Genomic DNA, 14,567 nt, shown 5'->3' on the forward strand with positions numbered 1-14,567 from the left:
TTATCAGCCTGTTTGCCGTTTATTTAAGTGTTGAACTATTCAAACGCGTTGGCCAGTTAAATTTATGGGGGTAAGTATATGACTTGCACAATTTACTCCCAAAGAACATCATTTCACTATTTTTCGCAGGCACAAAAAAGCCCGCAATCGCGGGCTTTTAAAAACTAAAGGGCTAAATTATAGCTCGCCTTCGTTCTCAGCTAGGAACTTAGCAACACCTTCTGGGCTTGCGTCCATACCTGATTTACCTTCAGTCCAACCTGCAGGACATACTTCACCGTGCTCTTCGTGGAACGCTAGTGCGTCAACCATGCGAAGCATTTCGTCGATGTTACGACCTAGAGGAAGATCGTTAACTACTTGGTGACGTACGTTACCTTCAGCGTCGATTAGGAATGAACCACGGAAAGCAACACCAGCTTCTGGGTGCTCAACGTCGTATGCTTGACAGATTTCGTGCTTAACGTCAGCAACTAAGTCGTATTTAACTGGACCAATACCACCTTCGTTTACTGGTGTGTTACGCCATGCGTTGTGTGAGAATTGAGAATCGATTGAAACACCGATCACTTCAACACCACGCTTTTGGAACTCATCGTAACGCTTGTCGAAAGCAATTAGCTCTGAAGGACAAACGAAAGTGAAGTCTAGTGGGTAAAAGAATACAACCGCTTTTTTACCTTTAATACGCTCGTGAAGGTTGTAACCATCAACGATCTCACCGTTACCTAATACTGCTGCTGCTGTAAAGTCAGGTGCCTTGCGGCCTACTAATACACCCATGGTTTTCTCCAATTAGTTAGGGTTATATCCAATGCAAAATGACAATATCAATTTGCTTTGACACTTATTATTGAGGCTAGTTAGAAAAAAACAACCCCAATTAAAAATTTTCACAAGTTTATGGGGACACTGAAAAAATTGAAAATCAAATAAACCGATGGCACCCATCTGTTTTTTTGATTGAACAAAAGGCGCGCATAAAAAAAGCCCCTGCGGGCTTTTTTTTATCAATAGAGTTTAGTCCATGATATCTGACGGCATATCACCACGGATCTGCTGCCAAATCTCACCACTTTGATGACCGTATTTTCTTAATAAAGAAATTGAACCGTCGAAGTCGCCTTTTTCAGCCAGCGCTGTAAGATCTAAATAAAATTGTTTGGCCAGTGCGCGAGTACGTGGATCTGAGAAATAGTGACCACCAATCTTAGAGTAAAGGCCTTTAAAACCATTAAGCACCAAAACATAAATTCGGTTGTTACCTGCTAACGCTAGCTGATGGTGAACTTGATAGTCGAAATCTGCAAATGCCTGAGCGTTATCTTCTAAGTCTTTACTCTTTTCAAGCGTTTCAATTACAGCCTGTGGATTTACTTTAATTGCCGCACGCGTATAAATTGCGCTGATGTTGGTACGTGCAGACAAAAGCTGATCAGTCAGCTCTGGCATTTTATCTTCATCAAGACGCGCAAGTGTCTCAAGAATATTTAAACCTGATGTTTCCCAGAAGTTATTTACGCGGGTCGGTTTACCATGTTGGATCGTCAACCATCCATCACGCGCTAAGCGCTGTAAAACTTCACGTAACGTTGTGCGAGTTACGCCAATCAGCTCAGAGAGTTCTCTTTCAGCTGGTAAAATTGAACCTGGTGGAAATTCACCATTCCAAATTGATTCAACAATATATTCCTCAGCAAATCCCGCTGGGCTTTTAGCTTTAAAAATTCTCATCTAACACCGCTTTTATCTTGGCAACTGCAATTTAATCCACTGATTGTACCAGATGCTTTACAACTAACAAGTAAAGAAATCGCCCTGTTTTGCAATTCATTTTTTGTTCTATGGGTTAAGTAAAATTAACAAATACCGTTAATTCTTGCAGCTTGTAACCTCTGTCAGCATAATACCCTCAACATAATTCAGTTTCGCAGCATTTAGGTTCACTTAACCTAAAAAGTTGAACCTATTTGAAATGCAAGTTATCTGACAGCTAACTTAATATAACAATAAGAGAATCTTATGAACTGGTTGAACACCCTTCCTACTTCCAGAAAAGCGTGGGGCCTGTTGGCACTGACAGCATTTTTACTTGAAGTCACGGCTTTATATTTTCAATACGCAATGGACTTAGAGCCTTGTATCATGTGTATTTATCAAAGAACAGCTATGTTAGGTGTGTTTGCAGCAGGTCTTATTGGTTTTATTTCCCCAAGTAACGGGATTTTCCGTGGTATTGGCGCTGCAACATGGGGCGTAAGTAGTATTTGGGGTTATATGTTGGCAAAAGAGCATTTAAATATGCAAACCACCACTGATCCATTTGCGTTCACTTGCGATATTGTTCCTAACTTCCCCGAGTTCATGCCATTACATGAGTGGATCCCGGCATTTTTTGCAGCAACCGGTGATTGTGGCAGCATAGACTGGCAGTTTGTTAGTCTAAGCATGCCTGGTTGGATGGAAGTGATTTTCGCATTATATGCGATCAGTTTCTTAGTTGTTTTACCTTTTATTCTTTGGTCTTTAGTAAAAAAGTAAACTTATAATGCATTTTAATCTTCGCAATATTGAGCAGTTAAAGCCTTACAAGCTTCGTGATAAACAACAAATCATCGCCATTGCTTTGAGTCACTTAGAAGCGCCTGAAAAAGTGTTATTAGGCTGCTGTAAGCTCGCCATTTTGATGCCATTTTTTATCTCTTTGGCTTATTTTGAAGGCTGGTATTTACTACCACCTTTGTTGTTGGCTGGTATCTTATACCCTCTTCTCACTACGCCGCTGGAAATTGCATTTACCAAAAGCAAACTGAGCGATGCCATTGCTGAGTTTGAAAGGCAAAACCAAAACTAGAAAAGGGCAATTTTGCCCTTTTCTAGTTTTTCATCTGAGCATTTAAAGCTTAAAACTTTACCTTCCCTTCTAACTTAGCGACGATGCTTTTACCAACCCCTTTAACAGCCATTAAGGAGTTAAGGTCGTCAAAAGGTCCATTTTGCTCCCGGAAACTAACAATGGCCCTCGCCTTGCCTTTTCCGATCCCTGGCAATTTTACAAGCTCTTCGAGAGAAGCTTCATTAATATTAATTGTCTGATAAATTTCAGATTGAATTTCTGGTGACGCTTGTTGCTGTGCAGATTCTGCTAATACAGTTGGTGCAACAAACAAACTAGTGGCTAAAAGTAATGCTTTGATCATATTTCCCTCCTGGAAAATCCTTGAAATTTAATAAATGACGGGTAGAACTCCTTACCCAAATTACTCATACGAGCAATATTAAATAAAGATGACAATGACATGAAAGTCAAACTTAATACCTATCCACATAACTAAAGTATTAATATTGACCTAATAGCTTGCAAAATAGGCCTTAAAAGATTACTGTATAAAAAAACAGTGCAATTGGGAGTGTATCATGGCTGTTGTTGTTAAGTATGTGGTAGAAAGAAATGGAGTCGAGCGCATGACCTTTACCAGCAAAAAAGAGGCTGATGCTTACGACAAAATGCTTGATGTTGCTGAGTCTTTAGAAGAGATGCTAGGTAAAGTAGATGTGCCGCTGAGTGAGCAACAAGTTGAGTCATTGGCATTAGAAATGGCGAAGCAAAAAGATGACTTTATTAATGTACTTAAAGGTTCAAAACCAAGTACACCTGCAAAAAAGTCAAAGAAAGATGCTGATGTGAATGATAGCGATGCTGATGAGAATGTTACACCTATCAAACAAGCCTAACAGTACTTATTAAGATAATTAAAAAGCCGCTCAATGAGCGGCTTTTTTGTCGCTGTCACAATATAAGTTGCGACAGAGAAAGTATTTAATTACTCAAATACTTTCTCTACATCCAACACTTCAATGTTTTTCGCAGGAATGTTCAGCTTATAGCTTTCAATTTGCTTATCTTCATAGATAAGTGCTTCAGGCTTATCTGAGTTATATTTCAGTGGTGAAACAGTTTCTTTTGCAAGACGATTTTGCATGTCTTTGCCGTCACCTGTGATGAACACATAATGCACATCATCAGTTTGCAGGTTTTCACGAATAACGCGGTTCACATCTTCCACTGTCAGTGAAGCAAGTTGTTTACGAACGTACTCAACAAAGCTTTCTGTGTTGTAGAATTCGCTATCAAGTGCATAACCTAGCTGACGATCTTGGCTTGCCACCAGCTGAGGCACAAAGTTGCTCAAGAAGTTACGTGTTGCATTAAAGTCCGCTTCAGTCATGCCATCTTTAATTAGCTTGTCTAATTCAAACAAAGCAACGCGCGTTGCGAAATGCGCATCATTGTTTGAACGAAGTGGACGTAACCACACTTGGAAGATTTGCTCTGAACGACCTAGGTTCGCATCTGGCTTAGTTTGGAACATACCACGCGGGAAGTACTCAATATACGCATAGTCACCATAGTTCATACCACGTACCTGACGAATGCGTTGATATAAGAAGCTGTTTGAGCTTCTGTGCTCACCAAAGTAAGAGCGAACTAGCCAAAGTGCAGTCCAATCTTTGGAGCTACGGATTGTGTCGATTGGGAAACCAAATGATACTGCTGTAGATTTCGCATTTTTCTCAACAATCGTCGCATGACGGCCCGCTAGTTTAGGCGCATCAGGAATGCTTAAACGCGCTTCATCACCTTTTGGTAGGCTAGCTAAATCATTCAGCATCTGTGTTTTCACGTCATTGTCTAAATCACCCGTAATACCCACGTTTAACTTAGCTTGGGTGAATTGTGATGCATAGAATGCTTTCACGTCATCTAGGGTTAACGCTTCAAGGTCTGACAAATCACCTAAGTTATAACTTTCATAAGGGTGACCTTCGTATAGCTTATGATAAAGCACTTCTTTACCCAGCTCTTCGTCATTTGAAGATTTCAAGCCCGCTTTAATGCCATCAATTAGCTCTTTCTTAAGACGTTTAAAGTCATCTTCTCTAAAACCTGGGTTTAACAATTGCTCACTAACAAGTGCATACCACTGCTCAGCGTTATCTTTGTGTACGCGGCCACGTAAAGAAATCATTTCTTTATCTAACTGATAGCCAAAGCTACCTGCAATTGGATAAAGTGCTTTCTGAATTTCTTTGTAGCTCTTAGTTTGTGAGCCACCACGTGCGATCATAGCTGCTGTTAATGCCGCTACACCCTTTTTGCCTGCCGGATCAGCTGCTGCACCAGTGTAAAATAATAAGTTCACATCAACCAATGGTGAACTATTGGTTTTATCTAGTACCTTGAAGTGACGTTCAACAGGCTGGCTCGCTTGTTTAGCAAGCGCTGATACAGACACTTCTTTATCGAAACCAGAAACAGTCTCAAGTGCAGACATGGTCACGGTCGTACGACCATTATCGACGAAGTATTTGTTTGCAATGTCACGAATGTCTTCAGCTGTAATGGCATCTGCAGACGCATATAACTGGTTGATCACTTCTGGGTCACGCTCAAAATGCATATAGCTTGCAAGCGTTGACGCAATGGCTTGTGATGAATCTAAGCCATTGATGAAGCTGTATTTAAGGTTTGACTTCAATGCTGCTAACTTATCTGCATCCACCAGCTCAGTGCGTGCTTTAGCATATGTTTTTGCAATTGCATCACGTACTGCGGCTAAATCTTCTTCTTTTTCAACTTTAACAAAGACATGTAATAAACCTGGGTCTTTTGTCTCTGCATTATAAGTAAACATTTGGCTAGCAAGCTGTTTGTCTACTACGAGCTCTTGATATAACTCTGAATTCGAAGAGAAATAAAGCTGTGAGATCAGATCAAGTGCTGCGCGATCTTTTTTAGTCGGCTGCCAAGCCGTGCCTTTGTATGATACCAGTAACCAGTGACCCGGCATGCCTTCGAACTGTTCATGCACATATTTAGGCGCTTGTTGTTTTGGCTCTACCGGAATATCCGCTTGGTAGTCACCTTTTTTCCAATTGCCCCAGTGCTTCTTAACCATATTCATGGTCTCTTGCGGGTCAACATCGCCCACAATCACTAGTGAAACATACTCTGGCTTGTAAAAGCGTTCAAAGAACGTCTGGCCATACGCCATTTGATCAGGCATTGCTTCAATATCTTCGAAGAAGCCCATTGTGGTGTGCTTATAAGTGTGCTTTTCAAATGCTTCTTTACGCACAGCCGCAAGTAACTTACGGATAGGGCTGGCATTATTTTTTAAATACTCGCCTTTAACCGTCAGTGCTTCAGTACGAAACTGCTCTTCTGAGTACTTTAGGTTTTGGAAAATGTCCGCTTTGATTTCAAGTACTTTGTCTAAATGTTCTTTAGAGAAATTTAAGTGGTAGTTTGTGTAATCGTTTGTCGTGTAAGCGCGGTTGTCTACCCCTGAGTTTTTCAGAATATCTGCATACACATCTTGTGGGAATTTTTCAGAGCCTTTAAACATCATGTGTTCAAAGAAGTGAGCAAAACCGGTTTTGCCTGCTTCGATTTCATTTCTAGATCCTACAGATACCGGAATTTGTAGCGATACAACATCAGGATAATCCGTTTTAACGACCATCACACGCAGACCATTTTCTAGTTCTTCTAACACATAGTCTTGTGCAAATACTTTGTTCTCTACAGACGCTGATGCAACAGTGGCATTCGCTGTATTGCTTGTCTGTGAATTGTTACTCATACAACCTGACAGCGCTAAAGTCACTGCAAGGCTAGTTGCCAAAAGTTTAAATTTCATGTGATTTCCAAATTCAGTTTTTATTTTGTCATACCATTCCTCTAAATTGAGCAATCTATTTTGAGGTAAGGAAAACTTGTCGATAACTAGGCGGAAATTTTGCTATTTAGTTGTTCTAAATGAGAAATTCCCAACGAAGTTAGCGTCAGTTTTAGTCTCTCAGAATGATTGAGTATTATTGAGGATTGGTATCACATATGACACAGCTTCAATTATGCAATAAATTGCTGTGACTCGCTCATTTCAAAGCAAAATTTATGTAAAAAAATATATCTGAGCTACTGAATTATCTCTTGCGCCTCAAAAACAACATGAGAGAAATTCATAGTGTTTGAATAAGTTTCATGAATAAAATCTATCTAGACGTCTAAATGGCTGCTATATTTACCTCATCAGCACAACCAATGGGAATGAGGACCATGGCTTTATCATTACAAGAGAAAATTTTGGACCCTAATCAAGGCGTATATTTAATTGGTACTACTCCGCCAAAGATGGGGACTGATGAAGCACAAGTCAAAACCATTGCACAAAAGCTACTTGGCCGTTTACATGAAATTGAATATGACGGTGTCGTTATTTACGACATTCAAGATGAAAGTAGCCGCACTCAAGTTCCGCGCCCTTTTCCGTTTAAACACACTGTAGATCCATGTGAATACAGCCAACTCGTTAAAGAACTTTCACAACTTGATGTCATCACCTATAAAAGTGTGGCACAACGTGAGGCGAGCGAATTTAATCAGTGGCTTAACAATACTAAAACTAAGCATGGCTTAAACAATCTTGTATTAGTAGGTAGTCCATCTTCAAATGGCGAAGTTAAACTTAGCCTGCCTAAAGCATACGAAACAATTGCAGAGCACCAAGATGACTTTTTCTTAGGTGGTGTGACGATTGCTGAACGCCATGCGAATAAGCGAAACGAACACGAGCGTTTGTTAGAAAAAACAGCACAAGGGTGTGAGTTCTTTATCTCTCAAGCAGTTTACAATGCACAGGCGACGATTGACTTAATCACCAGCTATGCTCGTAGTTGTCGCCAACAAGGGCTTGAGCCTAAACGTATTATTCTTACCTTTACCCCATGTGGCGGTGAGAAGACATTGCAGTTTATGGAATGGCTGGGTATTTCAGTGCCAGAAGCAACGAAATGGCGCATGCTTGACTCACAAAACCCATTAAGCGAGTCAATCCGCATCTGTCGTGAAAATTTAGACCTGATCATTCAAAGCTGTGCACATCTAAATGTACCGCTTGGTTTGAATATTGAAAGCTTAACTAATCGTAAAGAAGAAATTGATGCATCGATTAATTTATATCGTTTATTAAAAGCAACGATGGAACTTAATCTTGCAGAAAAACAAATAGCCTAATTAGACTAAATAACAACCAAATAACATCAATTCTCAGTCGCATTATCATTGATAGTGCGACTTGTCTGTGTATAATCTGTCCCTCTTTTAACAATCAAGTTTACATGGAGTGAGTAGTGCTATTCGTTTTTTTAACGTTTATAGCCGCTGGAGTATCTTTCATCTATGCGTCTAATCGACACCAATTGGCTTTAAACACCCCCATATCTCAAAAATTTAAACAGCTCGGCTATTTACTGTTAATTTCCTCAGCCGTTATCAGCCCATTTATTTTCAATGGTGCAGCAAGCGTTTTTATTTGGCTCATGCTAATTATGCTTGTGCTGATCATCATCCCCATCTCTAGTTTTTTGATTAGGAGCATTCTATGAGCCAGGCACATCAAAAAATTCAACCTCAATGGTGGGGCAAAACAGCGGTAGGTGTTTTTCTTGGATTAGCGTTGAGTTATGGCATTGTGGCGTTAATTGTATGGTTTGGGCCTGACAGTATTAACACTAACCTAAGCGACCAACGCCTACTCTGGAAAACCCAATTTAATATGTGGATTGTTACCCCAATCTGGATGTTGATTGTCAGCTTTATTTATATGTTCAAAACAACTAGGCAAGCATTTATATACTTGTTGTCAGCAAACTTAATCATCTACACGATATTTTTTGGCTTAAGGAGCATGCTATGAAAATAAGGGCCGACATTGTTCGAACATACCAAACACTTCACACGTGGACGGGGATCACAACCGGACTGTTATTATTTATAGGCTTCTTTGCGGGTGCATTAGTGATGTTCACTGACACCATAGATCAATGGAGCACACCTCCTAGTAAGCAGTTTTCTCAAGTGAGAGATGGGCAACATCAAGTACTGTTAAACCATGTACTTGCGAACGAAGAAAAAGCCATTAATGCCGTTACCCTTCACTATTCTGACAATCACTCTCCCATCACTTGGTATGAAGAAGGAAATGGCCGAGGTGTGAATGTAAATGAACAAGTTTGGCATGCTGGCTTCAATGAGCATGGAGAGATAAATAAAGAGCTAAGTCAAGTCAATCACCTGTCGGGTTTACTTGATTACTTACATCAAACGGGCGGTATTTTTGGCGAAATAGGTCACCACTTATTTGGTGGTTATATTCTTGGCATAGCCTCATTTTTGTATTTTATTGCTTTGATCTCAGGATTAATCTTTTTGTTACCTACTTTGGTAAAAAGCTTCTTTGCACTGAGAAAAGACAAGTCGGCTAGCCGGTTTTGGCTCGATAGTCATAATTTAATAGGCGTGAGCAGCTTACCTTTTCATATCGTTATTGCTTTTACCGTGTTCGTCTTTGCATTCCATGACTTTTTGTATGGCGGGCTATTTGGTGTATATGGAGATAAAAAGCTATTTCCAGAGCCGCAAAAGTCAGAGTATCAATACAATGTTAAAGAACTTCCAAGCCTAGATGACATCAAGACCAAGATACAAGCTTATGCCCCCGGCTATCAAATAGAGCGCATTGCATTATCTCGTTTAAATACCACTAGCCCTAGCGCTTCAGTGAATATCACTCATCCAAGAGAAATGATGCGTGGTCCAACGACTGATTTCATTTTTATGCACCCTTATACACTCGAAATCAATGCCAGTAGTATAAAAGGTGGCGATCAAGGTATTTGGGTAAGTATTGTCTCTTCCTTGTTTGCTCTGCATTTTGGAAGTTATGGCGGCACACTTGGCCAATGGGCTTATTTTGTCATGGGCTTACTCGGCGCACTGTTGTTTTATACTGGAAATCTACTGTGGATTGAAAAACGCAGAAAACAAAAACAAGCGACGCAATCTAAATCAAGTCTAGTTCTGGCTAAACTAACGGTCGGTATAGCACTCGGTTGTATTTGCGCTATCTCACTGGCATTTGCTGCCACAAAATGGCTAAGCTTGACGTCATTAAATGTGAATATTGCTTATCTGTGGCTGTACTACCTGACTTTCTTTGTCATTGTCATAGCCGCTTTTATCAAGGGTCCTTCTGTTATTGCCATTTATACACTTAAAGCCAGCGCAATATTGTGTCTAATTGTGCCACTTAACTCTTTGATAGCGCTTTTACTACCTAACCTTGGGCTTTGGCATGCGGATAGTTTTGCTGAAATCATGCTAGAAGTGATGACCCTTCCATTTGCTTGGTTCTTTTATGCATGCGCAATTAAAGTTGCCAAAAGAGCATACAAGGGTGAGAAAAATAGTGTTTGGTATGTATCAGAGAAAGCAGTAGACACAACGAACGAAGAATTAGTCATTCATAGCTAAAAGCTAAGCGTTTAATCATCGTCAGAAAAACAAAAAAGCCATTCAAAATTTAATGGCTTTTTTATTTAGGGCGTGTTTATCTTTGAGGTATGAATTTTGTTCAAATCAAAGGCTTTCAATACGTGAAATGAGTTACGAAGCATAATGGGTTATGTGAGTGGCGAATGACAAAGTAGTGGAAGCCTTTGGTTGAACTCTTCGAGCAGCGCGAGTTGAACATTTATTCAGCGTTATCGGCTAACTTACATAGAGTAACTATGCTACGCAGCCTCTGCGGGGCAGCCCCTGCCTGGCCTAAATATCCAACTCACAGCTGCAAAAACACACAGCAAAGGTCAACACGCCCTAGTTTTTAGGCAAACATACTCTTCACATCTTCAAGTGTTGATAGGTATTCATCACTGGTGAACATTTCTAAAGAGCGAATAACACTTTTATCTTCGTACATTTTTAAAGACGCAGCCTTGTCTGACACCTGCAAGATACCTTCAGCAATAGCGCCGACACGAATAAAATCTACATAACAGACATGCTCAGGCTTATAATTCGGGTTAGACCAGCTTTCAGCGACTTCAACAAACTCATCGGTGAAACCCCATTCACGCATAATGGCACCACCAATCTTACCTGCAAGCTTTTGAATAGCGTGTGCTAAGAAGCTTGGGTTTGCAAATACTTCAGGATGGCGTTCTGCTTCGGTTAATATGGGTAAAACACCAATATTGAAAACAAGGGACGCAAGCGTAATAGTATCTTTGTTCAGTGACGTGTGTTTGTTAACACGAAGGTAAAAGTCCATACAGGTAATGGCTTGGCAGGCTACCTTTAATGTTTTCTGCCATGCTTTGTCCATGTAGGTTTTAATTAACTTGTTATTAGAAACAAACAACTGCTCCATCGCCATAGCGGTTGCTATATTTTTGATTTGTCTAAGACCAATTCGTGTCACAGCCTGATTTAATGTATTTACTTTTACAGAGCGCCCCATAAACGCACTGTTTGCCACCTTTATCATACGTGCCGCGAGCGCAGGATCTTGCGAAATCACATCGGCCATTTGCATCAGGTTTACTTCTGGGTCATCCGCAGCTTGTCTCACTTTCACGGCTATTTCAGGTAAGGTTGGTAACACTAAAGTGTCGTTGTTAATCCTATCTATTAAGATAGTCAATAATGCATTTTCTGTAGACATAAGCTAGAGTCCCTCGAGTAACGTGTGATACGCGCAAACGCATTGTCTTTTTATACCCTTATTATTTACTTAGCTAGGTATAAGGTTACAAATCTATATCAATAAATTGTTATGCTTTAAGGAAAATATAGTCACATAAAGGAATCTTTAGCAACTTTTATCTCTCAACAACAAAAAATTTCACACATCAAGAAATAGAGCATAATCATGAAACTAGACCAAGTCTTTACAGTAACGCTATATGACTGACATTCAGAGCTTCTATTTTAGAAACCTGACCTCTTACACTAATTGAAGACTCAGTGAAGTAATCCTCCATTTGTAGCTTACACCCAAACCGTGCCCATAAAACCCAAACACTAAAATAAAGTTAGCCTATCCATTTATGTGGGATTAATGGTCATGTATATATCCACAAAAAGCAAAGTCTTATATTTTCCCGTAGGACACAGCTTTCCAACCCGGTGTTTTAATTAACAATTCGTTACATTCAAACGACCAGAAATTGTTTATTTGTGATAACGTATCAAACTCAAAGAATATTAATGGAGTTAAGACTTTGCGCCCTAAAATGTTACTACTTAGTGCTGCACTGATGATGGCATCCTCTGCCAGTATTGCTGCCAATAACGATGCATTGGTTTATCAAGAACCTTCACAAGAAATAAAAGAGCTCGTTGATGTAAAACTGGCCCCGTATACTTTAATCGATGATAAGCGCGAAAATATGCTGCTCATTTATCGTGATAGCTATAAATCAATTGCCGACTTATCAATTAAAGAGATGCGTTTAGCTGGCTTACGTATTAACCCTGTCACTAACATTGGTAGTCGTGTTACTTATTTCAATGAAGTAAAAATCCAGCCTGTCGGTAAAAATAACATTAAGACTGTGAGTGGCCTGCCTAAGAATCCACGTTTAACTAATTTCAGTTGGTCACCTAACCAGAAATATATGGCGATGACACATACCACTGAAACAGGCGTTGAACTGTGGGTTGTAGACATTAAAAAAGCCAAAGCACGCCGTTTAACCGACGCAACGTTAAACGCAAATATGGGTAACCCAATCGATTGGCTTCAGGATAGCTCAGGTTTCATCGTAAAAATGTTGCCAGAGAATCGTAAGCCGCTCATCAATACTGAGCAAGCAGTACCTGTTGGACCAACCATCAGTGTCAGCGATGGTAAAAAAGCCCAAAACCGTACATATCAAGACTTGCTTAAAAACAAAAATGATGAATTTAACTTTGAACAACTTGCGAGTTCATCATTAAAAAAAGTGACACTGAGAGGAAAAGTCACAGATTGGGCTGAGCCTGGCATGTATGGCAGTATTACTTTCTCGCCAGACGGTAATTATGTCTTAGTTGCTGAATACGACAAACCTTTCTCATATTTAGTGCCTTATCGTCGTTTTCCAATGACCTCTACCGTCTATACTAAACGTGGTAAAATAGTCACTGATATCGAAAAAGTACCACTTATCGAAGACCTACCTAAAGGCTTTATGGCAACACGCGAAGGTAAGAGAAGTATTCAATGGCGTGATGATAAACCTGCTACCTTAACCTTTGTTGAGGCACTAGATGGTGGTGACCCTGCACAAGAGGCTGCTTTCCGTGATAAGGTAAGTCAGTTGCCAGCACCATTCGATGGAAAACCAAGTCTATTAGTCAAAACACAAAATCGCTATGCGGATATTATTTGGGGTGATGACAATAACGCCATTGCCGTCGACTACTGGTGGAATACTCGAAATACCAAAGAGTATTTATTTAATCCTTCTGATGCATCTCAAAAGCCAATCACAATTGTAGATCGTAACTATCAAGACAGATATAGCGACCCTGGTAATATTGTTACTAAGCGAAACCAGTATGGCCGAAGTGTAATGGATATTGATAATGGCCAAGTTTATTTATTAGGTGATGGTTTTAGTAAAGATGGCCAATTCCCATTCTTAGATAAATTCGACCTAAAGTCGCAAAAATCTGAGCGCCTATATCGCTCTGAGTATACTGACAGAATCGAAGATTTACGTGACTTTGATGTAGATACAAAACAACTACTTGTGCGTATCGAATCAAGTAGCGATTACCCTAACTATTACTTTAGAAAGATGGGTCAAAATAAGCTGCAACAACTCACTGACTTTGAAAACCCGTTCAAAAGCATTCAAGACGTACAAAAAGAAGTTATAACCTACAAGCGTGATGACGGCCTTGACCTAACTGGTACGCTTTATCTGCCAACTGATTATCAAGAAGGTAAGAAGTACCCAATGATCTTGTGGGCTTATCCCAGAGAGTACAAAGATAAGAGTAGCGCAGGCCAAAACACCCAAAACTCGAATGAGTTCACTTATCCGTTCTGGGGCTCGCCTATTTACTGGGTTAAAAAGGGCTATGTGGTGCTAGATGATGCTGCTTTCCCAATCGTAGGTGAAGGTGATGAAGAGCCAAACGATACTTTTAGAACTCAACTCGTTGCGAATGCCAAAGCTGCGATTGACGCGGTTGACAAACGAGGCCTCATTGACCGAAATCGAGTTGCAGTTGGTGGTCACAGCTATGGTGCTTTCATGGTAGCAAATTTATTGTCGCACTCAGACTTATTTGCAGCAGGTATTGCACGAAGCGGTGCTTATAACAGAACTCTTACGCCTTTCGGTTTCCAATCTGAAGAGCGTAGTTATTGGGAAGCACCAGAGGTGTATTACACTATGTCGCCATTTATGCATGCTGATAAAATGAAAACACCGCTACTCATTGTTCATGGTGATTCAGACAACAACAGTGGCACCTACCCCATGCAAAGTGAGCGTTATTTCAACGCACTTAAAGGCTTAGGTGCAACAGCTCGTCTAGTCATGCTGCCAAAAGAGTCACATGGTTATCGCGCGAAAGAAAGCATAATGCACCTGTTATGGGAGCAAGACCAATGGCTAGAGAAGTATGTTAAAAACAAACCAGCCAAATAACCTGAGCAAAGGTT

12 protein-coding genes are annotated in these 14,567 nt (G+C 40.2%); 7 read left to right on the forward strand and 5 right to left on the reverse strand.

Annotated elements, in window-relative coordinates; translation table 11 throughout:
* Window positions 1-177: 177 nt before the first annotated feature.
* Complete coding sequence (locus ACGHEH_RS03310) at window positions 178-783, reverse strand: peroxiredoxin C (protein WP_130255311.1); 606 nt, start codon at window positions 781-783, stop codon at window positions 178-180.
* 237 nt (window positions 784-1,020) lie between these two features.
* Window positions 1,021-1,734, reverse strand: coding sequence for a fatty acid metabolism transcriptional regulator FadR (gene fadR, locus ACGHEH_RS03315; RefSeq protein WP_390441794.1), 714 nt, complete (start codon window positions 1,732-1,734; stop codon window positions 1,021-1,023).
* Window positions 1,735-2,022: 288 nt separating this feature from the next.
* Between fadR and dsbB the strand changes: the two genes are divergently transcribed.
* Together dsbB and ACGHEH_RS03325 are read left to right on the forward strand one after the other, a co-directional pair.
* A complete protein-coding gene (gene dsbB, locus ACGHEH_RS03320; RefSeq protein WP_390441796.1) occupies window positions 2,023-2,541 on the forward strand; it encodes a disulfide bond formation protein DsbB in 519 nt (172 codons plus the stop codon).
* Window positions 2,542-2,548: 7 nt separating this feature from the next.
* Window positions 2,549-2,854 carry a DUF6170 family protein gene (locus tag ACGHEH_RS03325; protein WP_390441798.1) on the forward strand — a complete coding sequence of 102 codons (306 nt, stop codon included), beginning with the start codon at window positions 2,549-2,551 and terminating at the stop codon, window positions 2,852-2,854.
* Between the two features lie 49 nt (window positions 2,855-2,903).
* Here ACGHEH_RS03325 and ACGHEH_RS03330 read toward each other — a convergent pair whose 3' ends face one another.
* Window positions 2,904-3,200, reverse strand: coding sequence for a ComEA family DNA-binding protein (locus ACGHEH_RS03330; RefSeq protein ID WP_390441800.1), 297 nt, complete (start codon window positions 3,198-3,200; stop codon window positions 2,904-2,906).
* Between the two features lie 217 nt (window positions 3,201-3,417).
* On the opposite strand from ACGHEH_RS03330, the gene ACGHEH_RS03335 reads away from it, so the two are divergent.
* Window positions 3,418-3,735: a YebG family protein gene (locus ACGHEH_RS03335; RefSeq protein ID WP_138484059.1), complete on the forward strand. Its 318-nt coding sequence runs from the start codon at window positions 3,418-3,420 to the stop codon at window positions 3,733-3,735.
* An 89-nt stretch (window positions 3,736-3,824) separates the two neighbouring features.
* Here ACGHEH_RS03335 and ACGHEH_RS03340 read toward each other — a convergent pair whose 3' ends face one another.
* Complete coding sequence (locus tag ACGHEH_RS03340; protein ID WP_390441802.1) at window positions 3,825-6,704, reverse strand: M16 family metallopeptidase; 2,880 nt, start codon at window positions 6,702-6,704, stop codon at window positions 3,825-3,827.
* A gap of 419 nt (window positions 6,705-7,123) precedes the next feature.
* Here ACGHEH_RS03340 and ACGHEH_RS03345 point away from each other — a divergent pair, with 419 nt between their 5' ends.
* The 3 genes from ACGHEH_RS03345 (at window position 7,124) to ACGHEH_RS03355 (ending at window position 10,378) form a co-directional block, all read left to right on the forward strand.
* Window positions 7,124-8,080 (forward strand): methylenetetrahydrofolate reductase, encoded by a 957-nt coding sequence (locus tag ACGHEH_RS03345; RefSeq protein ID WP_390441804.1) that lies wholly within the window; start codon window positions 7,124-7,126, stop codon window positions 8,078-8,080.
* Between the two features lie 367 nt (window positions 8,081-8,447).
* A complete protein-coding gene (locus ACGHEH_RS03350) occupies window positions 8,448-8,762 on the forward strand; it encodes a hypothetical protein (RefSeq protein ID WP_390441806.1) in 315 nt (104 codons plus the stop codon).
* Complete coding sequence (locus tag ACGHEH_RS03355) at window positions 8,759-10,378, forward strand: PepSY-associated TM helix domain-containing protein (protein ID WP_390441807.1); 1,620 nt, start codon at window positions 8,759-8,761, stop codon at window positions 10,376-10,378. The genes ACGHEH_RS03350 and ACGHEH_RS03355 overlap by 4 nt, the downstream gene beginning before the upstream one ends.
* Window positions 10,379-10,730: 352 nt before the next feature.
* Here the strand turns inward: ACGHEH_RS03355 and ACGHEH_RS03360 are convergent, their stop codons facing one another.
* Entirely contained in the window at window positions 10,731-11,570 is an 840-nt protein-coding gene (locus tag ACGHEH_RS03360) for an HDOD domain-containing protein (RefSeq protein WP_390441809.1), read from the reverse strand.
* A gap of 559 nt (window positions 11,571-12,129) precedes the next feature.
* On the opposite strand from ACGHEH_RS03360, the gene ACGHEH_RS03365 reads away from it, so the two are divergent.
* Window positions 12,130-14,553, forward strand: a complete 2,424-nt coding sequence (locus ACGHEH_RS03365) for a prolyl oligopeptidase family serine peptidase (protein ID WP_390441811.1) — start codon at window positions 12,130-12,132, stop codon at window positions 14,551-14,553.
* Window positions 14,554-14,567 lie beyond the last annotated feature (14 nt).

It is taken from the genome of Pseudoalteromonas sp. MTN2-4 (assembly GCF_042848605.1).
Lineage (GTDB): Bacteria > Pseudomonadota > Gammaproteobacteria > Enterobacterales > Alteromonadaceae > Pseudoalteromonas.

Coding starts and splice junctions, on each gene's coding strand:
- ACGHEH_RS03310 (WP_130255311.1), bottom strand. CDS start 783: ATGGGTGTATTAGTAGGCCGCAAGGCACCTGACTTTACAGCAGCAGCA.
- fadR (WP_390441794.1), bottom strand. CDS start 1,734: ATGAGAATTTTTAAAGCTAAAAGCCCAGCGGGATTTGCTGAGGAATAT.
- dsbB (WP_390441796.1), top strand. CDS start 2,023: ATGAACTGGTTGAACACCCTTCCTACTTCCAGAAAAGCGTGGGGCCTG.
- ACGHEH_RS03325 (WP_390441798.1), top strand. CDS start 2,549: ATGCATTTTAATCTTCGCAATATTGAGCAGTTAAAGCCTTACAAGCTT.
- ACGHEH_RS03330 (WP_390441800.1), bottom strand. CDS start 3,200: ATGATCAAAGCATTACTTTTAGCCACTAGTTTGTTTGTTGCACCAACT.
- ACGHEH_RS03335 (WP_138484059.1), top strand. CDS start 3,418: ATGGCTGTTGTTGTTAAGTATGTGGTAGAAAGAAATGGAGTCGAGCGC.
- ACGHEH_RS03340 (WP_390441802.1), bottom strand. CDS start 6,704: ATGAAATTTAAACTTTTGGCAACTAGCCTTGCAGTGACTTTAGCGCTG.
- ACGHEH_RS03345 (WP_390441804.1), top strand. CDS start 7,124: ATGGCTTTATCATTACAAGAGAAAATTTTGGACCCTAATCAAGGCGTA.
- ACGHEH_RS03350 (WP_390441806.1), top strand. CDS start 8,448: ATGAGCCAGGCACATCAAAAAATTCAACCTCAATGGTGGGGCAAAACA.
- ACGHEH_RS03355 (WP_390441807.1), top strand. CDS start 8,759: ATGAAAATAAGGGCCGACATTGTTCGAACATACCAAACACTTCACACG.
- ACGHEH_RS03360 (WP_390441809.1), bottom strand. CDS start 11,570: ATGTCTACAGAAAATGCATTATTGACTATCTTAATAGATAGGATTAAC.